Annotated in this window: 16 protein-coding genes; 12 read left to right on the forward strand and 4 right to left on the reverse strand. The window is 73.5% G+C overall.

Going from position 1 to position 17,645, the window contains the following annotated elements:
• Positions 1 to 22 precede the first annotated feature (22 nt).
• From ACFVVX_RS00350 to obgE, 4 genes are all read left to right on the forward strand, one after another.
• Positions 23 to 3,625 (forward strand): ribonuclease E/G, encoded by a 3,603-nt coding sequence (locus tag ACFVVX_RS00350; protein ID WP_387939711.1) that lies wholly within the window; start codon positions 23 to 25, stop codon positions 3,623 to 3,625.
• Positions 3,626 to 3,853: 228 nt separating this feature from the next.
• Positions 3,854 to 4,171: a 50S ribosomal protein L21 gene (gene rplU / locus ACFVVX_RS00355; protein WP_387939713.1), complete on the forward strand. Its 318-nt coding sequence runs from the start codon at positions 3,854 to 3,856 to the stop codon at positions 4,169 to 4,171.
• A 12-nt stretch (positions 4,172 to 4,183) separates the two neighbouring features.
• Positions 4,184 to 4,441: a 50S ribosomal protein L27 gene (gene rpmA / locus ACFVVX_RS00360; protein ID WP_327676860.1), complete on the forward strand. Its 258-nt coding sequence runs from the start codon at positions 4,184 to 4,186 to the stop codon at positions 4,439 to 4,441.
• Between the two features lie 99 nt (positions 4,442 to 4,540).
• Positions 4,541 to 6,016, forward strand: a complete 1,476-nt coding sequence (gene obgE, locus ACFVVX_RS00365) for a GTPase ObgE (protein WP_387939715.1) — start codon at positions 4,541 to 4,543, stop codon at positions 6,014 to 6,016.
• A 67-nt stretch (positions 6,017 to 6,083) separates the two neighbouring features.
• On the opposite strand, the gene ACFVVX_RS00370 is transcribed toward obgE, so the two are convergent.
• A complete protein-coding gene (locus ACFVVX_RS00370; RefSeq protein WP_387939717.1) occupies positions 6,084 to 6,887 on the reverse strand; it encodes a hypothetical protein in 804 nt (267 codons plus the stop codon).
• Positions 6,888 to 7,205: 318 nt separating this feature from the next.
• Here ACFVVX_RS00370 and proB point away from each other — a divergent pair, with 318 nt between their 5' ends.
• The 5 genes from proB to ACFVVX_RS00395 all read left to right on the forward strand — a co-directional run bounded on the left by proB (position 7,206) and on the right by ACFVVX_RS00395 (position 12,437).
• Positions 7,206 to 8,342 (forward strand): glutamate 5-kinase, encoded by a 1,137-nt coding sequence (gene proB / locus ACFVVX_RS00375; protein ID WP_387939719.1) that lies wholly within the window; start codon positions 7,206 to 7,208, stop codon positions 8,340 to 8,342.
• A gap of 175 nt (positions 8,343 to 8,517) precedes the next feature.
• A complete protein-coding gene (locus ACFVVX_RS00380; RefSeq protein WP_387939721.1) occupies positions 8,518 to 9,042 on the forward strand; it encodes a hypothetical protein in 525 nt (174 codons plus the stop codon).
• A gap of 196 nt (positions 9,043 to 9,238) precedes the next feature.
• Entirely contained in the window at positions 9,239 to 10,561 is a 1,323-nt protein-coding gene (locus ACFVVX_RS00385; protein WP_387939723.1) for a glutamate-5-semialdehyde dehydrogenase, read from the forward strand.
• A 101-nt stretch (positions 10,562 to 10,662) separates the two neighbouring features.
• Positions 10,663 to 11,241 (forward strand): hypothetical protein, encoded by a 579-nt coding sequence (locus tag ACFVVX_RS00390; protein ID WP_387940623.1) that lies wholly within the window; start codon positions 10,663 to 10,665, stop codon positions 11,239 to 11,241.
• Positions 11,242 to 11,375: 134 nt separating this feature from the next.
• Positions 11,376 to 12,437, forward strand: coding sequence for a hypothetical protein (locus ACFVVX_RS00395; protein ID WP_387939725.1), 1,062 nt, complete (start codon positions 11,376 to 11,378; stop codon positions 12,435 to 12,437).
• A gap of 84 nt (positions 12,438 to 12,521) precedes the next feature.
• Here ACFVVX_RS00395 and ACFVVX_RS00400 read toward each other — a convergent pair whose 3' ends face one another.
• From ACFVVX_RS00400 to ACFVVX_RS00410, 3 genes are all read right to left on the reverse strand, one after another.
• The gene (locus ACFVVX_RS00400; protein WP_387939727.1) at positions 12,522 to 14,207 is read right to left on the reverse strand and encodes a sensor histidine kinase; all 1,686 of its coding nucleotides are present in this window, start codon (positions 14,205 to 14,207) and stop codon (positions 12,522 to 12,524) included.
• Positions 14,197 to 14,874 (reverse strand): response regulator transcription factor, encoded by a 678-nt coding sequence (locus tag ACFVVX_RS00405; protein WP_387939729.1) that lies wholly within the window; start codon positions 14,872 to 14,874, stop codon positions 14,197 to 14,199. The genes ACFVVX_RS00400 and ACFVVX_RS00405 overlap by 11 nt, the downstream gene beginning before the upstream one ends.
• A 232-nt stretch (positions 14,875 to 15,106) precedes the next feature.
• Complete coding sequence (locus tag ACFVVX_RS00410) at positions 15,107 to 16,171, reverse strand: M48 family metallopeptidase (protein WP_387939731.1); 1,065 nt, start codon at positions 16,169 to 16,171, stop codon at positions 15,107 to 15,109.
• A gap of 247 nt (positions 16,172 to 16,418) precedes the next feature.
• Here ACFVVX_RS00410 and ACFVVX_RS00415 point away from each other — a divergent pair, with 247 nt between their 5' ends.
• The 3 genes from ACFVVX_RS00415 (at position 16,419) to nadD (ending at position 17,644) form a co-directional block, all read left to right on the forward strand.
• Positions 16,419 to 16,565 (forward strand): hypothetical protein, encoded by a 147-nt coding sequence (locus ACFVVX_RS00415; protein ID WP_387939733.1) that lies wholly within the window; start codon positions 16,419 to 16,421, stop codon positions 16,563 to 16,565.
• A gap of 143 nt (positions 16,566 to 16,708) precedes the next feature.
• Complete coding sequence (locus ACFVVX_RS00420) at positions 16,709 to 16,867, forward strand: hypothetical protein (protein ID WP_238741139.1); 159 nt, start codon at positions 16,709 to 16,711, stop codon at positions 16,865 to 16,867.
• Between the two features lie 144 nt (positions 16,868 to 17,011).
• A complete protein-coding gene (gene nadD / locus ACFVVX_RS00425; protein ID WP_387939735.1) occupies positions 17,012 to 17,644 on the forward strand; it encodes a nicotinate-nucleotide adenylyltransferase in 633 nt (210 codons plus the stop codon).
• Position 17,645 lies beyond the last annotated feature (1 nt).

Genomic DNA, 17,645 nt, shown 5'->3' on the forward strand with positions numbered 1-17,645 from the left:
GCCTGACGGGAGATCCACCCGCATGCTCGATAACACCGATCCGCAGACTGCGGACCAGAACGAATCCACCGTGACCGGTGGCGAGGGCGCGTCCGCCGCGCCGCCGCGCCGCCGTCGCCGTGCGGTGTCCCGCCCGGCGGGCACCCCGCAGGGCGCTGCCGCCGAGGGCGCCGAGACGGTCGTCCCGGCCGAGGCCGCGGCCGCCGAGGCGCCCGTCGAGGCGCCGGCCGCCGCCGAGCCGGTGGCGGAGAAGCCCGTCCGGGCCCGTCGGACCCGCAAGCGTGCCGAGGCCCCCGCCGGGGCGCCCGAGGCCGCCCCGGCCGTCGTCAGCGAGCCGCAGGCCGCCGAGGCGCCCGTCGAGGTGCCGGCCGCCGCCGAGCCGGTGGCGGAGAAGCCCGTCCGGGCCCGTCGGACCCGCAAGCGTGCCGAGGCCCCCGCCGGGGCGCCCGCCGAGACCGTGGCCGAGGCGCCCGTCGAGGCGCCCGCCGTCGTCGTCGAGGCCCCCGTCGAGGCCGCGCCCGCCGCCGAGGAGGCCCCGGCCGCGCCGGCCCGCCGCCCGCGCCGCCGCCGTGTGGTGGAGGCCGCGCCGGTGGTCGAGGCCCCGGTCGAGGAGCCCGCCGCCGAGGAGGAGCCGGTCGAGGAGGAGCCGCAGGTCGAGGAGGCTCCCGTCGTGGAGGCCGCGCCCGCCGCCCCCGCCCCGGTCGCCGTCGAGGCACCGGCCGTCGCCGAGCCGACGGCCCCCCGGGCCCGTCGCCGCGCGGTCCGCCCGTCCACCGCGATCTTCCAGGCTCCGGTCTTCCAGGAGCCCGCCCCCTTCGTCGCCGCGCAGCCGCCGGCCGCTCCGGCGGCCGTGGAGCCGCAGGCCCCGGCGCAGGCGCCGGTGAAGGCTTCGGGGAAGTCCTCCGCGAGGTCCGCGGCGAAGGCCCCGGTGCAGGCTCCGGCCGTGGCCGCCGGCGGGACCGAGGAGGACGAGTACGAGTACAGCGGCGTCGGCCGCCGCCGCCGCACCCGCACCCAGGTGCGGGTCCAGGCTCCGGCCCGCCGCCAGAAGCCCGTGGTGGTCGAGGCCCCGCCGGCTCCGGTCGAGGAGCCCGTCGTCGAGGTCGAGGCCCCCGTCGCCGGTCCCGGCCCCGAGGTCGAGGACGAGTGGGAGGACGGCCGTCCGTCGCGCCGTCGCCGCCGGGGCGGCCGTCGTCGCCGTCGCGGCGAGGCCGAGGACTTCGAGGCCGAGGCCGCCGAGACCGAGCAGCCCGTCGAGCAGCCGGCCGCCGCCGTCGTCGACGAGGACGAGGAGGGTGACGAGGACGACGACCTGGCCTCGGGCCTGGCCTCCTCCCGTCGCCGTCGCCGCCGTCGCCGCCGCAGCGGTGAGGCCGGCGCCACCGAGGCCGCCGAGACCACCGAGGACGGCGTCCGCACGGTGGTGAAGGTGCGCGAGCCGCGCCGCCGTTCCACCGAGCCGTCCTTCGACCCCGACGAGGTGCAGTCCATCAAGGGCTCCACCCGTCTGGAGGCCAAGAAGCAGCGCCGCCGCGAGGGCCGCGAGCTGGGCCGCCGCCGGGTGCCGATCATCACCGAGGCCGAGTTCCTGGCCCGCCGGGAGTCGGTCGAGCGCGTCATGGTGGTGCGCCAGAACGGCCAGCGCACCCAGATCGGCGTCCTCGAGGACGGCGTGCTGGTCGAGCACTACGTCAACAAGGAGCAGGCCACCTCGTACGTCGGCAACGTCTACCTGGGCAAGGTCCAGAACGTGCTGCCGTCGATGGAGGCCGCCTTCGTCGACATCGGCAAGGGCCGCAACGCGGTGCTGTACGCCGGTGAGGTCAACTTCGGCTCGCTGGGCGGCCACGGCGGCCCGCGCCGGATCGAGTCGGTGCTGAAGTCCGGCCAGTCCGTGCTGGTGCAGGTCTCCAAGGACCCGATCGGCCACAAGGGCGCCCGCCTGACCAGCCAGATCTCGCTGCCCGGCCGCTACCTGGTGTACGTGCCCGAGGGCTCGATGACCGGCATCTCCCGCAAGCTGCCGGAGAACGAGCGCGCCCGTCTGAAGCAGATCCTCAAGAAGATCGTCCCGGACGACGCGGGCGTCATCGTGCGCACCGCCGCCGAGGGCGCCTCCGAGGAGGAGCTGACCCGGGACGTCCAGCGCCTCCAGCAGCAGTGGGAGGAGATCCAGAAGAAGGCCGCGACCGGCAACGCCCCCGCGCTGCTGTACGGCGAGCCGGACATGACCGTCCGGGTCGTCCGCGACATCTTCAACGAGGACTTCACCAAGGTCATCGTCTCCGGCAACGAGGCGTGGAACACCATCCACGACTACGTCTCCAACGTCGCCCCCGACCTGGCCGAGCGCCTGACGCGGTGGACCTCCGAGGTGGACGTGTTCGCCACCTACCGGATCGACGAGCAGCTGATGAAGGCGCTGGACCGCAAGGTCTGGCTGCCGAGCGGTGGTTCGCTGGTGATCGACCGCACCGAGGCGATGGTCGTCATCGACGTCAACACCGGCAAGTTCGTCGGCCAGGGCGGCAACCTCGAGGAGACCGTCACCCGGAACAACATCGAGGCGGCCGAGGAGATCGTGCGCCAGCTGCGGCTGCGCGACCTCGGCGGCATCATCGTGATCGACTTCATCGACATGGTGCTGGAGTCCAACCGGGACCTGGTGCTGCGCCGTCTGCTGGAGTGCCTGGGCCGGGACCGGACCAAGCACCAGGTGGCCGAGGTCACCTCGCTGGGCCTGGTCCAGATGACCCGCAAGCGGGTCGGCCAGGGCCTGCTGGAGTCGTTCTCGGAGTCGTGCGTGCACTGCAACGGGCGCGGCGTGATCGTGCACATGGAGCAGCCGAGCACCCACGTCCACTCCGGTGGCGGCCAGGCCGTCGCGGCCGCCGAGGCGGGCTCGGGTGGCGGCAAGCGCCGCCGCCGGGGCAAGGGCGGTGCGGCCCAGGAGGAGCCGCAGACCGCCGTCGAGGCCGACGTGGAGGCGCTGGAGGAGTTCGAGCGCGAGGAGATCGAGGGCCAGCTCGCGATCGAGGTGCCGCTGGAGGAGGCCCCGGCCGAGGTCGTGGCCGAGCCGGTCGCCGACGAGCAGCCGGCTCCCGTCGAGCAGGCCCAGCCGAGCCTGGTCGAGATCCCGGCCGCCCCCGCGGCGCCCGCCGGCCGTACCCGCCGCCGTGCGGTGCGCAAGGCGACGGCTCCGGCCGGTGCGCCCGCCGAGGCCGAGATCGTGGTGCTGCAGGCCCGTGCCGACGCGGCGCTGCAGGCGGCCTTCGCGGCCGCCGAGGCGCCGGAGGAGGCCCCGGCCGAGACCGCTGCCGAGACGCCCGCAGAGGTGCCCGCAGAGGCCGCGCCGGTCGTGCAGGCTCCGGTCGAGGAGACCGAGGCCGTCGCCGGGGCCCCCGTCGAGGAGGCCCCCGAGGCCGCCGCGGAGGAGGCCGCCGAGGAGGCGCCCGCTCCGAAGAAGCGGGCCGCGCGCAAGACCGCCGCCAAGAAGACCGTCGCCAAGAAGACCACGGCGACGGCGGCGGCGAAGAAGACCACCGCCCGCAAGACCGCGACCAAGCGGACCAGCGCGGCGGCCAAGAAGGCCGCGGCCGCCGAGGGTGATTCGGCAGCCGAGTAGTGCCCGCGGTCCGGGGGGTGGGCGACTGCCCGCCCCCCGGCCCGTACGGTCCGGTTTGCCCCACCGGCGGCCGGTCCGTATTCTTGACCCTCGGCGTGTCTACGCCACGCTCCCGAGCACATCACCTCCCGAGCCCTTCGTCACCGAAGAGCCAGGGGGAGGCCCCTGTGTCCGTACCCAGGTGGCTGGCATCGGGAGTTTCGACCGAGTTAGGAAAGTAGGTACCGCATGTACGCGATCGTTCGCGCAGGCGGCCGCCAGCACAAGGTCGCCGTCGGCGACGTGCTGGAGATCGACCGTATTGAGGCCAAGGCCGGTGACTCGGTCGAGCTCTCGACCATCCTGGTCGTCGACGGTGACGACGTCACCTCCGACCCCTGGGTGCTCGCCGGCGTGAAGGCTCACGCCGAGGTGGTCGACCACACCAAGGGCGACAAGATCGTCATCCTGCGCTACAAGAACAAGACCGGTTACCGTCGCCGCCAGGGTCACCGCCAGCGCCACACCGCTGTGCGCATCACGAGCATCGACTCCGTCAGCAAGTAAGGGGATAGCGAGATGGCACACAAGAAGGGCGCAAGCTCTACCCGTAACGGCCGTGACTCGAACGCCCAGCGCCTCGGCGTGAAGCGCTTCGGCGGCCAGGTTGTCTCCGCCGGCGAGATCATCGTCCGCCAGCGCGGCACCCACTTCCACCCGGGTGCGGGCGTCGGTCGCGGTGGCGACGACACCCTGTTCGCGCTGACCGCCGGTGCGGTGCAGTTCGGCACCCGTCGCGGCCGCAAGGTCGTCAACATCGTGGCCACCGAGGCCTGAGTCTGACAAGACTCACAATGAAGGGTGGGCCGGAATGTTCCGGTCCACCCTTCATGCTTTAGAGCAGGTCAACACTTTCTTCGCACTGGAGGCACACCCATGACCACCTTCGTGGACCGCGTCGAGCTGTACGTCGCCGCGGGTAACGGGGGCCACGGCTGCGCCTCCGTGCACCGGGAGAAGTTCAAGCCGCTCGGCGGACCGGACGGCGGCAACGGCGGTGAGGGCGGCAGCGTCATCCTCACCGTGGACGCGCAGATCACCACCCTGATCGACTACCACCACTCGCCCAAGCGCAAGGCCACCAACGGCAAGCCCGGCGCGGGTGCCAACCGCACCGGCGCCGACGGCCACGACCTGGTGCTGTCCGTGCCGGACGGCACGGTCGTGCTGGACCGGCAGGGCAACGTGCTCGCCGACCTGGTCGGCCACGGCACCAGCTTCATCGCCGCGGCCGGCGGCCGCGGCGGCCTGGGCAACGCGGCGCTGGCCTCGTCCCGCCGCAAGGCGCCCGGCTTCGCGCTGCTCGGCGAGCCCGGTGAGTTCCGCGACATCGTCATGGAGCTCAAGTCCGTCGCCGACGTCGCCCTGGTGGGCTACCCGAGCGCCGGCAAGTCCTCGCTGATCTCGGTGCTCTCCGCCGCCAAGCCGAAGATCGCGGACTACCCGTTCACCACCCTGGTCCCCAACCTCGGCGTGGTCACCGCCGGTGAGACGGTCTACACCGTCGCCGACGTGCCCGGCCTGATCCCGGGCGCCAGCCAGGGCCGCGGCCTGGGCCTGGAGTTCCTGCGGCACGTCGAGCGCTGCTCGGTGCTGGTGCACGTGCTGGACTGCGCCACCCTGGAGCCGGGCCGCGACCCGCTGACGGACCTGGAGACCATCGAGGCCGAGCTGGCCGAGTACGGCGGTCTGGAGGACCGGCCGCGCCTGGTCGCGCTGAACAAGATCGACGTGCCGGACGGCCAGGACATCGCCGACCTCACCCGGGAGTCGCTGGAGGAGCGCGGCTACCGCGTCTTCGAGGTGTCCGCCGCCTCCCGCAAGGGCCTGCGCGAGCTGAGCTTCGCGATGGCGCAGATCGTCTCCGAGGCGCGGGCCGCCAAGCCCGTCGAGGAGTCCACCCGGATCGTGCTGCGGCCCGCCGCCGTCGACGACGAGGGCTTCACGATCACCGAGGAGGACGGCGCCTTCCACATCCGGGGCATCAAGCCGGAGCGCTGGGTCCGCCAGACCGACTTCTCCAACGACGAGGCCGTCGGCTACCTGGCCGACCGGCTGGCCCGCCTCGGCGTCGAGGACAAGCTCTGGAAGGTCGGCGCCCACGAGGGCGACACCGTCATCATCGGCCCGGAGGAGAACGCCGTCGTCTTCGACTGGGAGCCGACCATGGCCGCCGGTGCCGAGATGCTCGGCCGTCGCGGTGAGGACCACCGCTTCGAGAACCCGCGCCCGGCGGTCGACCGCCGTCGTGACAAGCAGAAGGGCCGGGACGCCGCCGAGACCGAGTTCCTGGCCTTCGAGGCGCTGTCCAACGGTCGTGGGAGCGCCATCGAGGGCGACGACGACGAGTAGGCCCGCACGCCGCAGCGGCCCCCGCCACCCTTCCGGGTGGCGGGGGCCGCTGCGTTGTGGCGCGAGGTCACTTCGCCCAGGAGGCCTGGTACTTGGTGCGGTCGACGGAGTCGGTGTAGGCGACCAGGCCGACCGCCTTGCCGCCGATGCTGACGATGTCGCAGCCCTTGGCCTCCATGCCCTTGGCCACGCCCTGGAACTTGGCGCTGGTGCACTTGGCGACCGGCTTCGCGGCGTCCTGCGAGAAGAAGCCCTGCTTGCCCTCCTGGTCGAACACCAGGAACTTGGAGTTCGGCGCGGTGAAGGAGAGCTTGGTGTCCCCGAGGTTCTTGATGGTGTAGCTGACGTACACCAGGGTGCGGCCGTCGAGGCCGGTCACGCTGTTGCCGGCGGCCTTCAGGTCCTCGATCGAGCCGATCTCGTAGCCGGTCACGGTGACTTCGAGCTTGGTGTTGATGTTCGAGGTCTTGTCGGCGAACTCGACGGTGGCCGGCTGGCCGACCTTGACCGCGGTGGCCGCCTTGGGCAGGCCGCCCGCCGCTCCGCCGGCCGCCGCTCCGCCGGTGGCGGCCCCGCCCGTGGCGCCGGTGGCGCCGGCCGAGGGGGCGGCGGTCGCGCTGCCGCCCGCTCCGCCGGCCGTGGCAGCGCTGCCGCCCGTGGCGGCGGGGGAGCCCGTGGCCCCGCCCTTGGCGCCGCCGGTGGCGGTCGCGCCGCCCGCGCCGCCCGCCGGAGTGGTGGCCGCCGGGGCTCCGCCCGCGGCGCCGGCGGTGTTCCCGGCGGCGTCCGAGTTGTCCGGGCCGCAGGCGGCGAGCGAGAGGGCGGTGGCCGCCGCCAGGGCGGCGACGGTGAGCTTCATGGTGTTCGAACGCATCTGTGCGCTAACTCCTGGGCACGCGCCCGCGAACCGTTCCCGGCATGCCCGTGCGGTGGTGCCCGATCCAAAAGGGTTGGAGACATGGGTACAGCGGGCAAGAAGCCGTCCCCCGATCTGGCTTTCGGTCAGGGACCATACCAGCCATCCGGATTGTTGGCCGACCGCCGCGGGCTGGCGCCGGCCGCGGCCCGCCGGTGCCCGTCCAGCGGATGAAATGCGCTGCGGGCGGGACAGGCCGATCGCGTAGATTGCGCAGGTAACGGCCGGGCCCGGTCCGCGTCGTACCCGCACCACACCGGAAGGGCGTACAGCGAGATGAGCGAGGACTCACTGCGGGAGGAGGTGCTGACCGCACGGCGGATCGTCGTCAAGGTCGGCTCCTCCTCACTCACCACCGCGTCCGGCGGCCTGGACGCCGACCGGGTCGACGCCCTGGTGGACGCGCTCGCCAAGGTGCGCGGTCGCGCGGACGCCCCCGAGGTGGTCCTGGTCTCCTCCGGCGCCATCGCGGCGGGTCTGGCCCCGCTCGGCCTCGACCGCCGGCCCAAGGACCTCGCCCGCCAGCAGGCCGCCGCCAGCGTCGGGCAGGGCCTGCTGGTCGCCCGCTACACCGCCTCCTTCGCCCGGTACGGGATCCGGGTCGGCCAGGTGCTGCTGACCGCCGAGGACGCCAGCCGCCGCGCCCACTACCGCAACGCCTACCGGACCCTGGACCAGCTGCTGGCGATGGGGGCGATGCCGATCGTCAACGAGAACGACACCGTCGCCACCGCCGAAATCAAGTTCGGTGACAACGACCGGCTCGCCGCACTGGTCGCCCACCTGGTCCGGGCCGACCTGCTGGTGCTGCTCTCCGACGTGGACGGCCTCTACGACGGGGACCCGAGCCGCCCCGGTACCAGCCGGATCGCCGAGGTCGGCGGCCCGCACGACCTGGACGGCATCGAGATCGGCAGCGCGGGCAAGGCCGGCGTGGGCACCGGCGGCATGGTCACCAAGGTCGAGGCCGCCCGGATCGCCACCGGTGCGGGCATCCCGGTGGTGCTCACCGCCGCCAGCCACGCGGCCGACGCCCTGGCCGGCCGGTCCACCGGCACGCTCTTCCGGCGCACCGGCAGCCGCTCCTCCGACCGGCTGCTCTGGCTGGCCCACGCGAGCAGCCCGCGCGGAGCCCTGCACCTGGACGAGGGGGCCGTCGCGGCGGTCGTCTCCGGGGGCGCCTCGCTGCTGCCCGCCGGGGTCACCAAGGTGGACGGAGAGTTCGCCGCGGGTGATCCGGTGGACCTTCTTGGCGAAAACGGCCACATCGTGGCGCGCGGACTGGTCAACTTTGATGCGAGGGAGTTGCCCCGCCTGCTCGGCCGGTCCACCCGTGACCTGGCCCAGGAGTTCGGCGCCGCGTACGAGCGCGAGGTCGTCCACCGGGACGACCTGGTCGTCCTGCGCGGCTGACCGGCCTGTACGGGCGACGGGCCGTTCCGCACGGGGCGGGGTGGACCGGCCTCCCCGGCCCTCGGCAGGGCGGGGGCCCCGCCCGACCGCGGGCGAGGAGGGGCGCAGCCGTACGCGCCGGGCCGGGGTTGACGCGGACGACGACGACACGACATCGCCGAACAGGAGGCCGCCGGTGGAACGCAGGCGCGAGGCAGCGCTGACCGGAGGAACGGCGGGCCGACGGCTGACCAGCATCGACGGCGGACGCGGTGACGACGGCCCCGCCGAGCCGGCCGGTCCGCCGCAGGAGCCCGGTACGGTACGCGGGCTGCGTCCGGAGCGGCGGGACGAGGGCGAGCCGCCCACGGTGCCCGAGCAGGCCCGGCTCTGGCACGTGGTGCTGAGCGTGGCCGGTCGGGTCACCCCGCTGTCCGCGCTGCGGGCCGGGCTGGAGCGGCTGGCGCACGACCACTCGTTCTTCCTCACCGCCCGCTACGCGGCCGACCACGCCGAGATCCGCTACTGGGAGCAGGCCCGGGACCTGCACGACGCGGCGGCGATCGCGCTGCGGCTGTGGGGCGAGCACAAGGTGACCGCGAGCCTGCCGCCGTGGGAGATCGTCGGCCTGGAGGTGGTCGACCGGGCGACGTACCACAAGCGGGTCGCCGAGGGCTTCGGCGATCCGCCGCCGCACCTGGGCGGGGTCCACCCGTACTGACCCGGTCGGGGCTGGCGTCCGGGCCTCCCGCTCCTCGCTCGCGGCACCGGCGCGCCCGTCGGTTCGCTCGGCGGGGTCCGGGTGCCGGAGGTTCGGGTGCCGGCGGGTCGGCGGGCCGGGCGGCCTCGGCCGGGGGCGTGTCTCACCGGGCGAAATACCCGGCGGGCGGTGCCCGCGCAGTCGCTACCCTTGGCGCATGACCAGCGATCTCGCCACCGCCGACAGCCCCGTCCTCGCCGTAGCGCGCCGAGCCAGGGAGGCGGCCGCCGCGCTCGCCCCGCTGCCGCGCCGGGCGAAGGACGCCGCGCTGGTGGCGATCGCGGACGCCCTGGTGGCCCGCAGCGCCGAGATCACCGCGGCCAACGCCGAGGACGTCGCCCGCGCCCGCGCGGCCGGCACCGCCGAGTCCGTGGTCGACCGGCTCACCCTCGACGACGAGCGGATCGCCGCGATCGCCTCCGACGTCCGCGACGTGGCCGGCCTGCCCGACCCGGTCGGCGAGGTGGTGCGCGGGTACACCCTGCCCAACGGCCTGGACGTGCGCCAGGTCCGGGTGCCGCTCGGCGTCGTCGGCATCATCTACGAGGCCCGCCCCAACGTCACCGTCGACGCCGCCGCGCTCTGCCTGAAGTCCGGCAACGCCGTCCTGCTGCGCGGCTCGGCCTCCGCCTACCGCTCCAACACCGCGCTGACCGACGTGCTGCGCGACGCCGTCGCCTCGGTGGGCCTGCCCGCCGACGCCGTCCAGCTGGTCCCCGGCGAGAGCCGCGACTCGGTGACCGAGCTGATGCGCGCCCGCGGCCTGGTCGACGTGCTGATCCCGCGCGGCGGCGCCTCGCTGATCCGTACGGTCGTCGAGGGTTCGACCGTTCCGGTGATCGAGACCGGTACCGGCAACTGCCACGTCTACGTGGACGCGCAGACCGACCTGGCGATGGCCGTCGGCATCCTGCTGAACTCCAAGGCGCAGCGGGTCAGCGTCTGCAACTCGGCCGAGACCCTGCTGGTCCACCAGGACGTCGCGGAGGCCTTCCTGCCGCTCGCGCTCGCGGCCCTGGCCGAGGCCGGGGTGACCGTGCACGGCGACGACGCGGTGCTCAAGGCCGCCGAGGGCTCGCCGGCCACCGTGGTGCCGGCCACCGAGGAGGACTGGGAGGCCGAGTACCTCTCCTACGACCTGGCGGCCGCCGTGGTGCCCTCGCTGGACGCCGCCGTGGAGCACATCCGCCGCTGGTCCTCCGGCCACACCGAGGCGATCGTCACCACCTCGCAGGCCGCCGCCCGCCGGTTCACCCAGCTGGTCGACGCGACCACGGTGGCCGTCAACGCCTCCACCCGGTTCACCGACGGCGGTGAGTTCGGCTTCGGCGCCGAGATCGGCATCTCCACCCAGAAGCTGCACGCCCGCGGCCCGATGGGCCTGCCCGAGCTGACCAGCACCAAGTACATCGTCACTGGTGACGGGCATGTCCGGGGCGAGGCGACGCAGACCGTGGGCGGCTCGCCGACCGCCGGTTGAGCCCGGCCGGCCGGTCCGGCGTCACACGTGTGACGGACCAACTGCGAGGAGCCACAGACAAATCCCCCGCCCGGTAATACGCTGAATCCGTGGCTGAGGATGTGGGGGGCTTGCCGTACCCCGACGGCGCCGACCACGGTGGTGCGGACGACGAGTTCGCCACCGTGGTCTTCGATGAGGCCTTCGTGCGGTCCGCCGCCGTTCACGAGCCGACGGCCAAGGAGCGGCAGCTCGCCGCTGCCGAGGCCCGGTTCGAGTCGGACGCGGTGGGACCGGGCTGGGGGTATGACGTCTCCGCCGGTGACGGGCTGCCGCTGGAGCTGCGCCCGCACCCGAGCGGGCTCGACGACGACCATCTCTACCCCGATCCGTGGTCGGGGCCGGGCCGGACCTCCGGGCGCCGGTCGCGCCGCTGGGGCCGGGCGGGCGTCTACGATCCGGTCCGGGCCGGCCGCGGGCGCTACGTCGCCCAGCAGCGCTGGCACCGGCCGGTGGCCTGGGTGCTCGCCGTGATCATGGGCGTCAGCCTGGTCGCGGTGGCCGTCGCGGCCATCTACCAGGGTGTGGGCGGTGCCGGGGGTGCTCCCCGGCGGCCCGAGTCCGGCAGCAGCAGTGCGGGGGTCGACCCGACGCCCCCGCCGGCCGAGCCGTCGCTCGTGGTCACCGCCCCGGCGGGCTGAGGCACTGATCCGCCCGGACCGGGCGCCGGTCGGCCCCGGGGCGGCGGCTCGCCGCCGTCGCGGTCACCGAGCGTTCCCGGGAATCTCTGTGAACACCCTCGTGGCGGGGCGAGGGTGCGCCTTACCCTGGTGTTATGGGTGACCCGCGAGAACCTCCGGAGGGTGCGCCCGACGGTGGTTCCGGAAACGACGACGAATACCGGTCCGTCGTCTTCGACGAATCGTTCGTCCGGGCTGCCCGCATCCAGGAGCTGTCCGCCCGGGAACGGCTGAGCGGCTCGTTCGGCCGTGCCACCCGCCCGCGGGTGCGGCTCGGTCCGCTGGGCACCGTGCCCCGGCAGGCGCTCGCGCTGCTGATGCTGATCCTGGTGGCCTTCGGAGCCGCGGTGTACTTCGGGGTCAGCTCGCCCAACCGGCAGGCGGCCCGCCCCGAGGGCAGCCAACTGACCGTCAGCCTGGTGGCGCTGAGCCCCGCTTCCGCCGTCCGGCCGGCCGCCGATCCGGCCAACCCGTTCGCCGGTCTGCCACCCGGTTACAGCGATGGTGCGATCGGCCTCGGGACGCCCGCGGGTACGGCCACCGCGCACTTCAGCAAGGTCGAGGTGACCAAGGCCCTCGACACCGTTCAGCGCTACCTGGTGGCCTCCTCGCTGGCGCCCTCGACCCTGATGCAGGGGGCGACCGCCGAGGTGCGGTCCTTCGTCACGCCGGGGGAGCAGGCCCAGTTCGACGGCAGCGTCACCCAGCCGGTCGACGACCGGCACCACGCGCTCACCGGCTGGCTGGTCCGCTTCGATCCGGCGCAGGTGGCGCTGGCGGCGGACAGCGTCAAGGTGGCCGGCGCGATGCGGATCGACGAGGCGGACAGCGGCACCCTGCAGATCACCACCGACCACACCTTCGTCTACGCGCTGAAGCCGGCCGGGGCCCCGAGCGGGGCGCCCGTCACGACGGAGACCGTGCGGCGGCAGCTGACCTTCGAGTTCGACCGGGTGGACCTCGCCACCGCGCAGCTGCGCCTGGTGGACTCGGTGCTCCAGGCCGGGCCCGCGCCCTGCACGGTGTCGATGGCGGGCTTCCTCCAGCCGGTGCTCGCCGGCCCGGACGGCACCCCGCCGCCCGCCCCGCCCGCGGTCGACCCGGGCAACCACTCCCGGCCGGCCTGGCAGGTGTGCGGGGTGCTGGCGGGAGGCTAGGCCCGATGCCACTGACTCAACAGCGATCGCGAGCCGCTGACCTGCGGTGATACTTCGACCAGAGGGCCGTGGAAGACCGCAGGGTCAGTTGCGTTGAGGCTGGGCCTTCTCCGCAGCGGCCTCGCTCTCGCTCTCGGTTTCGGGGGGCTCGGACCGGAGCGGCAGTCGGACGACGGCGTGGGCGCCGGTGAGCGGCGGGGGCGGGTCGGTGAAGGCGGCGGTGCCGCCGAGGCGGTGGACGATCGAGCGGACCAGGGAGAGGCCGAGGCCGGCTCCGCCGACGGCGCGGTCGCGGGCCTCGTCCAGACGGGCGAAGCGGTCGAAGACCCGTTCGCGGTCGGCCGCCGGGATGCCGGGCCCGTCGTCGGTGACGGTGAGTACGGCCGAGCCTCCGTCGGCGGTGACCGAGACCACGACCTCCGTGCGGGCGTGGGCGGCGGCGTTGTCGAGCAGGTTCCGCAGCAGCCGGGCGAGCAGCAGCTCGTCCGCGGCGACCAGGGCGGGTTGCAGGGTGGTGGCGGTGTACCGCGGCCCGTCGGGGTACAGATGGACGCGCTCGGCGAACTGCTCGGCGGCCAGGTCGGCCAGGTCGGCCAGCCTGGTCGGGTCGGTTGCGGGCCGGGCGGGGTGGTCCCCGTCCCCGGCGGTGGCCTCGTCGGTGGCGGCGAGCAGCAGCAGGTCGTCGGTGAGCAGTTGCAGCCGCTCGGTGTCGGCGAGCGCGCTTCGGACCACCCGTGGCCAGTCGGCGTCCGCCGGGTGGGCCAGCGTGACCTCCAGCGAGCTTCGCAGGGCGGCGATCGGGCTGCGCAGCTCGTGCGAGGCGTCGCAGACCAGTCGGCGCTGTTCCTTGAGCGCCTGCTCCAGCTGCCCGAGCGTGGTGTTGGTGGTGGTCGCGAGCCGGGAGATCTCGTCACCGGAGGGCGGGACGGGCACCCGCTCGTGGAACGCCCCGGCGCCGATCCGCGCCATCCGCCGGCGGATCGCCTCGACCGGGCGCAGGGCCAGGCCGGTGACCAGCCAGGCCACCAGCGCGGTGAAGAGGGTGGCGCCGGGCACCACGTACCAGGCGAAGATGCCGGTGATCCGGTCGGCGGCCTGGTCGGCGGTGGTGGGGTTGACCAGCAGGAAGACGGTGACCCGCTGCTCCGGCAGGCCGGCGATGCCGGTGTACTGCTCCAGGGCCCGCGAGGACGCCGGGTCGGTGACCCGCTTGATCAGGGTGACCGTCCGGCCGGCGAGGGTGGGGCCGTTCTCCTCCAGGTGCGGCAGGGCCGTTCGGCCGGGCAGCCGGACCCGGATCCGTTCGGTGTGGCCGAGCCCGACGTCCTGGGCGAAAGGCGACAGCTCGGTGAACGGCGCGGCGGGCGAGCCGGTGTACTCGTCGAGCAGGGTGCTGGCCCGGACCCAGCGCTCGTTGGGGAAGTGCACCCGGCCCTCGTCCGGGGGCCGGAGGGGGGAGGCCGTCCGTCCGTCCGCCAGGACCAGCAGGAAGGACTCCTGCATGTTCTCGCCCCAGCTCTGGGTACCGGTGGGGATGTCGTGGGTGACCATGGCGACGCTCGACTCGGCCTGGTTGCGCGCGAGGTCCGTCCACTGGTCGCGGACCTCGTCGCCGATCCAGGCGGTGGCGACCGCGAACGCGGCCAGTGAGGCCAGCGCGGCGCCGAGGGCGGCCCGCAGCCGGACGGACGGGCGGTGCCGGAGGCGGCGGAGCGGGCCCGGCGGGGGTTCGGCGGGTATCGGGCCGCGGGGGTGCCGGTCAGCGCGCATCGGGCACCAGCCGGTATCCGGCGCCGCGCACCGTCTCGATTCCGCAGTGGGCGTCGGGAAGGTTCAACTTCCGCCGCAGTGCGGCGATGTAGACCTCGACGATGTTGGCGTCACCCCGGTGGGCGGTGTCCCAGACGGTGTCCAGGATGGCGGTCTTGGCGACCACCTGGCCGGGGTGCCGGGCCAGGCATTCCAGCACGGCGAACTCCTTCGCGGTGAGTCGGACCCGCCTCCCGCCGACCGTGCAGCGGCGGGCCGCGGGGTCGACGAGGAGGTCTCCGGTGGAGAGGACGGCGGGTCGGGGCCCGCTGCCGCGGCGCAGCAGCGCGCGCAGCCGGGCGGTGAGCACGATGTACGAGAAGGGTTTGCCCAGAAAGTCGTCGGCGCCGCAGTCCAGGGACTCGGCCTCGTCGTACTCGCCGTTCTTCGCGGTGAGCATCAGAACCGGCACGAAGTTCTCGGTGCGCCGTAGTTCGCGGCAGATCGCGAAGCCGCTGAGGCCGGGCAGCATCAGGTCGAGCACGATGGCCGAATAGGGCTCGGATTGTGCGAGTTCGAGTCCGCGTCGGCCGTCGAAGGCGAGGTCCACGGTGTAGCCCTCGGCGCTCAGGCCTTCGCTCAGGGAGTGCGCGAGGCTTTGTCCGTCCTCGACGATCAGCAGTCGCATGGCTGTTCAGCATAGGTGAATTCCCTTTTACCGCAACGCCGTTGACCGGGTTGTCGGAGATATCCGAGCTGAAGTCATCCTCAGCTTTCCCCGGTCTGCTTTCAGGGTTGAATTTCCCCGGCCCTCCGCCCGGGGAATTCCGGGGGCGCCCGGACAGGCCGACGGCCGGCGACCCAGGGGTCGTCGGCCGTCGGGAACGGGCTGTCGGGGGCGGGGTGTCAGGAGTGGGGTGTCACTCCCCGTCGCGCGGGGTTTCCGGGCCGGAGCCGTTGCCGCGGGCGGCGCCCGCGAAGGTGTCGCGCAGCTTGCCGCCCACGGTGGCGGCGCCGCCGGCGACGTCGCGCAGCAGGCCCATCAGCGGGTCCTTGCTCTCCTTCACCGAGCTCGTGTAGTGGTCGGCGGCGGCCTTCCACTGGTCGCCGACCGAGGTGTCGGCGTCGTCGCCGCGGCGCGGGTAGGCGCCGGCCAGGATGGAGCGGTACTCCTCGCTCTCCGCCCACTTCTTCAGCTTGGCGACCCGGACCACCGCGAAGGGGTGGCTCTGCGGGAGCACCTGAAGCAGCTTCAGCACGCCGTCGCGCAGGTCCCCGGCCTTCTCGTACTCCTCGGCCTGCTCCAGGAAGGCGTCGACGTTCATCTCGGCCAGGTTGTGGCCGCCAGCGAGCTTCATCAGGGCCCGCATGGAGGCCTGGAGGTCCTGACCGGCGAGCAGCCCGGCCCGGTCGCTGGAGAGTTCGGCCTTGCGGAACCACTCCTTGAGCCCGGTGACCAGGGCCATGATCGCCAGGTTGCCGAGCGGCACCCAGGCGATCCGGGCGGCGATGTTGGTGAGGATGAGCAGCATCGTCCGGTAGACGGCGTGGCCGGACATCGCGTGGCCGACCTCGTGGCCGATGACCGAGCGCAGCTCCTCCTCGTCCAGCAGCTCGACCAGGCCGCTGGTGACCACGATGATCGGCGTGTCGATGCCGATGCAGAACGCGTTGACCGTCGGGTCCTGGCTGACGTAGAGGTCCGGGACCTTCTCCAGGTCGAGCACGTAGGCGGCGTCGCGCACCATGTTGTGCAGCTCGGGGAACTGGCGCTCCGAGGTCTTGACGGCGGTGGCCAGGAACATCAGCCGGATCGAGCGCTCCGAGACCAGCCCGGCGAGCTTCTTCAGCACGTCGTCGAAGCCGGTCAGCTTGCGCAGCGCGACCAGCGCGGAGCGGTCGGCGGGGTGCTCCCAGGCCCGGGTGGAGATCTCCGGGAAGCGCTGGCGGCGCCGGCTCGGGGTCTTCTCGGTCGTGTCGGTCATCGTGTGAGTACCTCCTGGTCGACGGCGGCCCCGGCATCGCTGGCCGGCCCCCGCTGGTCTTCGCCTGCAACGACTGTCTGTGCAACGTCCGCGGTTGCGTACTCGTCCCCGCGGGCCGCCCCGGGCCTCACCCGGCGTGGTGCGGGGGGCGGTGGGCGGCGCCGGTGTGAGACCGGTTTAGGCTGATTGCCCTGGAGAGCCGAGACCAGACCTGGCCGCGGTACCGAGCAGTCCGAGGAGTCCGCAGATGCCCACCGACGCCCTTGTCAGCCTGGCCGGCCCGATCTCGACGGAGAGCGGCCCGGGAATCTTCCTGCGGGTTGTCGTGGTCGGCTCCTTCGTGGGCGTCGGCCTGCTGGCGTGGGTCCTGCTGCGGGCCGGCCGCAAGAGCTGAGCGGCCGGGCGGGGCCCGTTCACACCGGATCAGACGCGGTGGGCCGCCGAGCGGTTGCCGTGTCGGCACCCGTACGATGACAGGCGGGCCTTCGCCGGCCCGCACCCTGGTCCGTCCTCCGAGCCGAGAAGGTCCCGCCGACCATGAGCACTGCCGCCGCACTTCCCGTCCTGAACCTGCTCGCCTCCGAGGGCGAGGGGGGCAACCACGACAGCCTCAACCCGTACCTGACCGGTGGCGGCGCGCTGTTCATCCTGCTGCTGCTGCTCTACGTCACCACCCGCTTCAACCGCGACCGCTGAGTCCCGCGGAGGCGGCCAGGGGAGCGTCCGGCGAGCGCGCCGGCCGCTCCCTTCCGTGCGTCCGGAGCTCCCTCCCGTGCGTCCGCAGCGGTGGTCCACCGGGCGTTCCCGCACCGTAACGGGCGTCGCGTAAGGTGTGGCGGCATGGGAGAGCAGGCCGGGATTCCCGGCGGACCGGTACCGGCGAGGAAGCGCCTCGGCGTCATGGGCGGCACCTTCGACCCGATCCACCACGGGCACCTGGTCGCCGCCAGTGAGGTGGCGAGCGCGTTCCACCTCGACGAGGTGATCTTCGTGCCGACCGGGCAGCCGTGGCAGAAGAGCGACCGCCAGGTGACCCCGGCCGAGGACCGCTACCTGATGACGGTCATCGCCACCGCGGAGAACCCGCAGTTCTCGGTCAGTCGGATCGACATCGACCGCGAGGGTCCGACGTACACCGTCGACACCCTGCGCGACCTGAGCGCGCTGCACCCGGATGCGGACCTCTTCTTCATCACCGGGGCCGACGCGCTCGCCCAGATCCTCTCCTGGCGGGACTCCGAGGAGCTTTTCTCGCTCGCCCACTTCATCGGGTGCACCCGCCCGGGGCACACTCTGACGGACGCCGGGCTTCCGGTCGGCGGGGTCTCCCTGGTGGAGGTCCCGGCGCTGGCCATCTCCTCCACGGACTGCCGCAACCGGGTCTCCAAGGGGGAGCCGGTCTGGTACCTCGTCCCGGACGGCGTGGTCCGCTACATCGACAAGCGGGCGCTCTACGCGCCGCACCGGACCTGAT

Source organism: Kitasatospora sp. NPDC058170 (assembly GCF_042883905.1).
Classification (GTDB): domain Bacteria; phylum Actinomycetota; class Actinomycetes; order Streptomycetales; family Streptomycetaceae; genus Kitasatospora.

Coding starts and splice junctions, on each gene's coding strand:
- ACFVVX_RS00350 (WP_387939711.1), top strand. CDS start 23: ATGCTCGATAACACCGATCCGCAGACTGCGGACCAGAACGAATCCACC.
- ACFVVX_RS00415 (WP_387939733.1), top strand. CDS start 16,419: ATGCCCACCGACGCCCTTGTCAGCCTGGCCGGCCCGATCTCGACGGAG.
- ACFVVX_RS00420 (WP_238741139.1), top strand. CDS start 16,709: ATGAGCACTGCCGCCGCACTTCCCGTCCTGAACCTGCTCGCCTCCGAG.
- nadD (WP_387939735.1), top strand. CDS start 17,012: ATGGGAGAGCAGGCCGGGATTCCCGGCGGACCGGTACCGGCGAGGAAG.
- proB (WP_387939719.1), top strand. CDS start 7,206: ATGAGCGAGGACTCACTGCGGGAGGAGGTGCTGACCGCACGGCGGATC.
- ACFVVX_RS00370 (WP_387939717.1), bottom strand. CDS start 6,887: ATGCGTTCGAACACCATGAAGCTCACCGTCGCCGCCCTGGCGGCGGCC.
- ACFVVX_RS00410 (WP_387939731.1), bottom strand. CDS start 16,171: ATGACCGACACGACCGAGAAGACCCCGAGCCGGCGCCGCCAGCGCTTC.
- ACFVVX_RS00385 (WP_387939723.1), top strand. CDS start 9,239: ATGACCAGCGATCTCGCCACCGCCGACAGCCCCGTCCTCGCCGTAGCG.
- ACFVVX_RS00400 (WP_387939727.1), bottom strand. CDS start 14,207: ATGCGCGCTGACCGGCACCCCCGCGGCCCGATACCCGCCGAACCCCCG.
- ACFVVX_RS00395 (WP_387939725.1), top strand. CDS start 11,376: ATGGGTGACCCGCGAGAACCTCCGGAGGGTGCGCCCGACGGTGGTTCC.
- ACFVVX_RS00405 (WP_387939729.1), bottom strand. CDS start 14,874: ATGCGACTGCTGATCGTCGAGGACGGACAAAGCCTCGCGCACTCCCTG.
- obgE (WP_387939715.1), top strand. CDS start 4,541: ATGACCACCTTCGTGGACCGCGTCGAGCTGTACGTCGCCGCGGGTAAC.
- rpmA (WP_327676860.1), top strand. CDS start 4,184: ATGGCACACAAGAAGGGCGCAAGCTCTACCCGTAACGGCCGTGACTCG.
- rplU (WP_387939713.1), top strand. CDS start 3,854: ATGTACGCGATCGTTCGCGCAGGCGGCCGCCAGCACAAGGTCGCCGTC.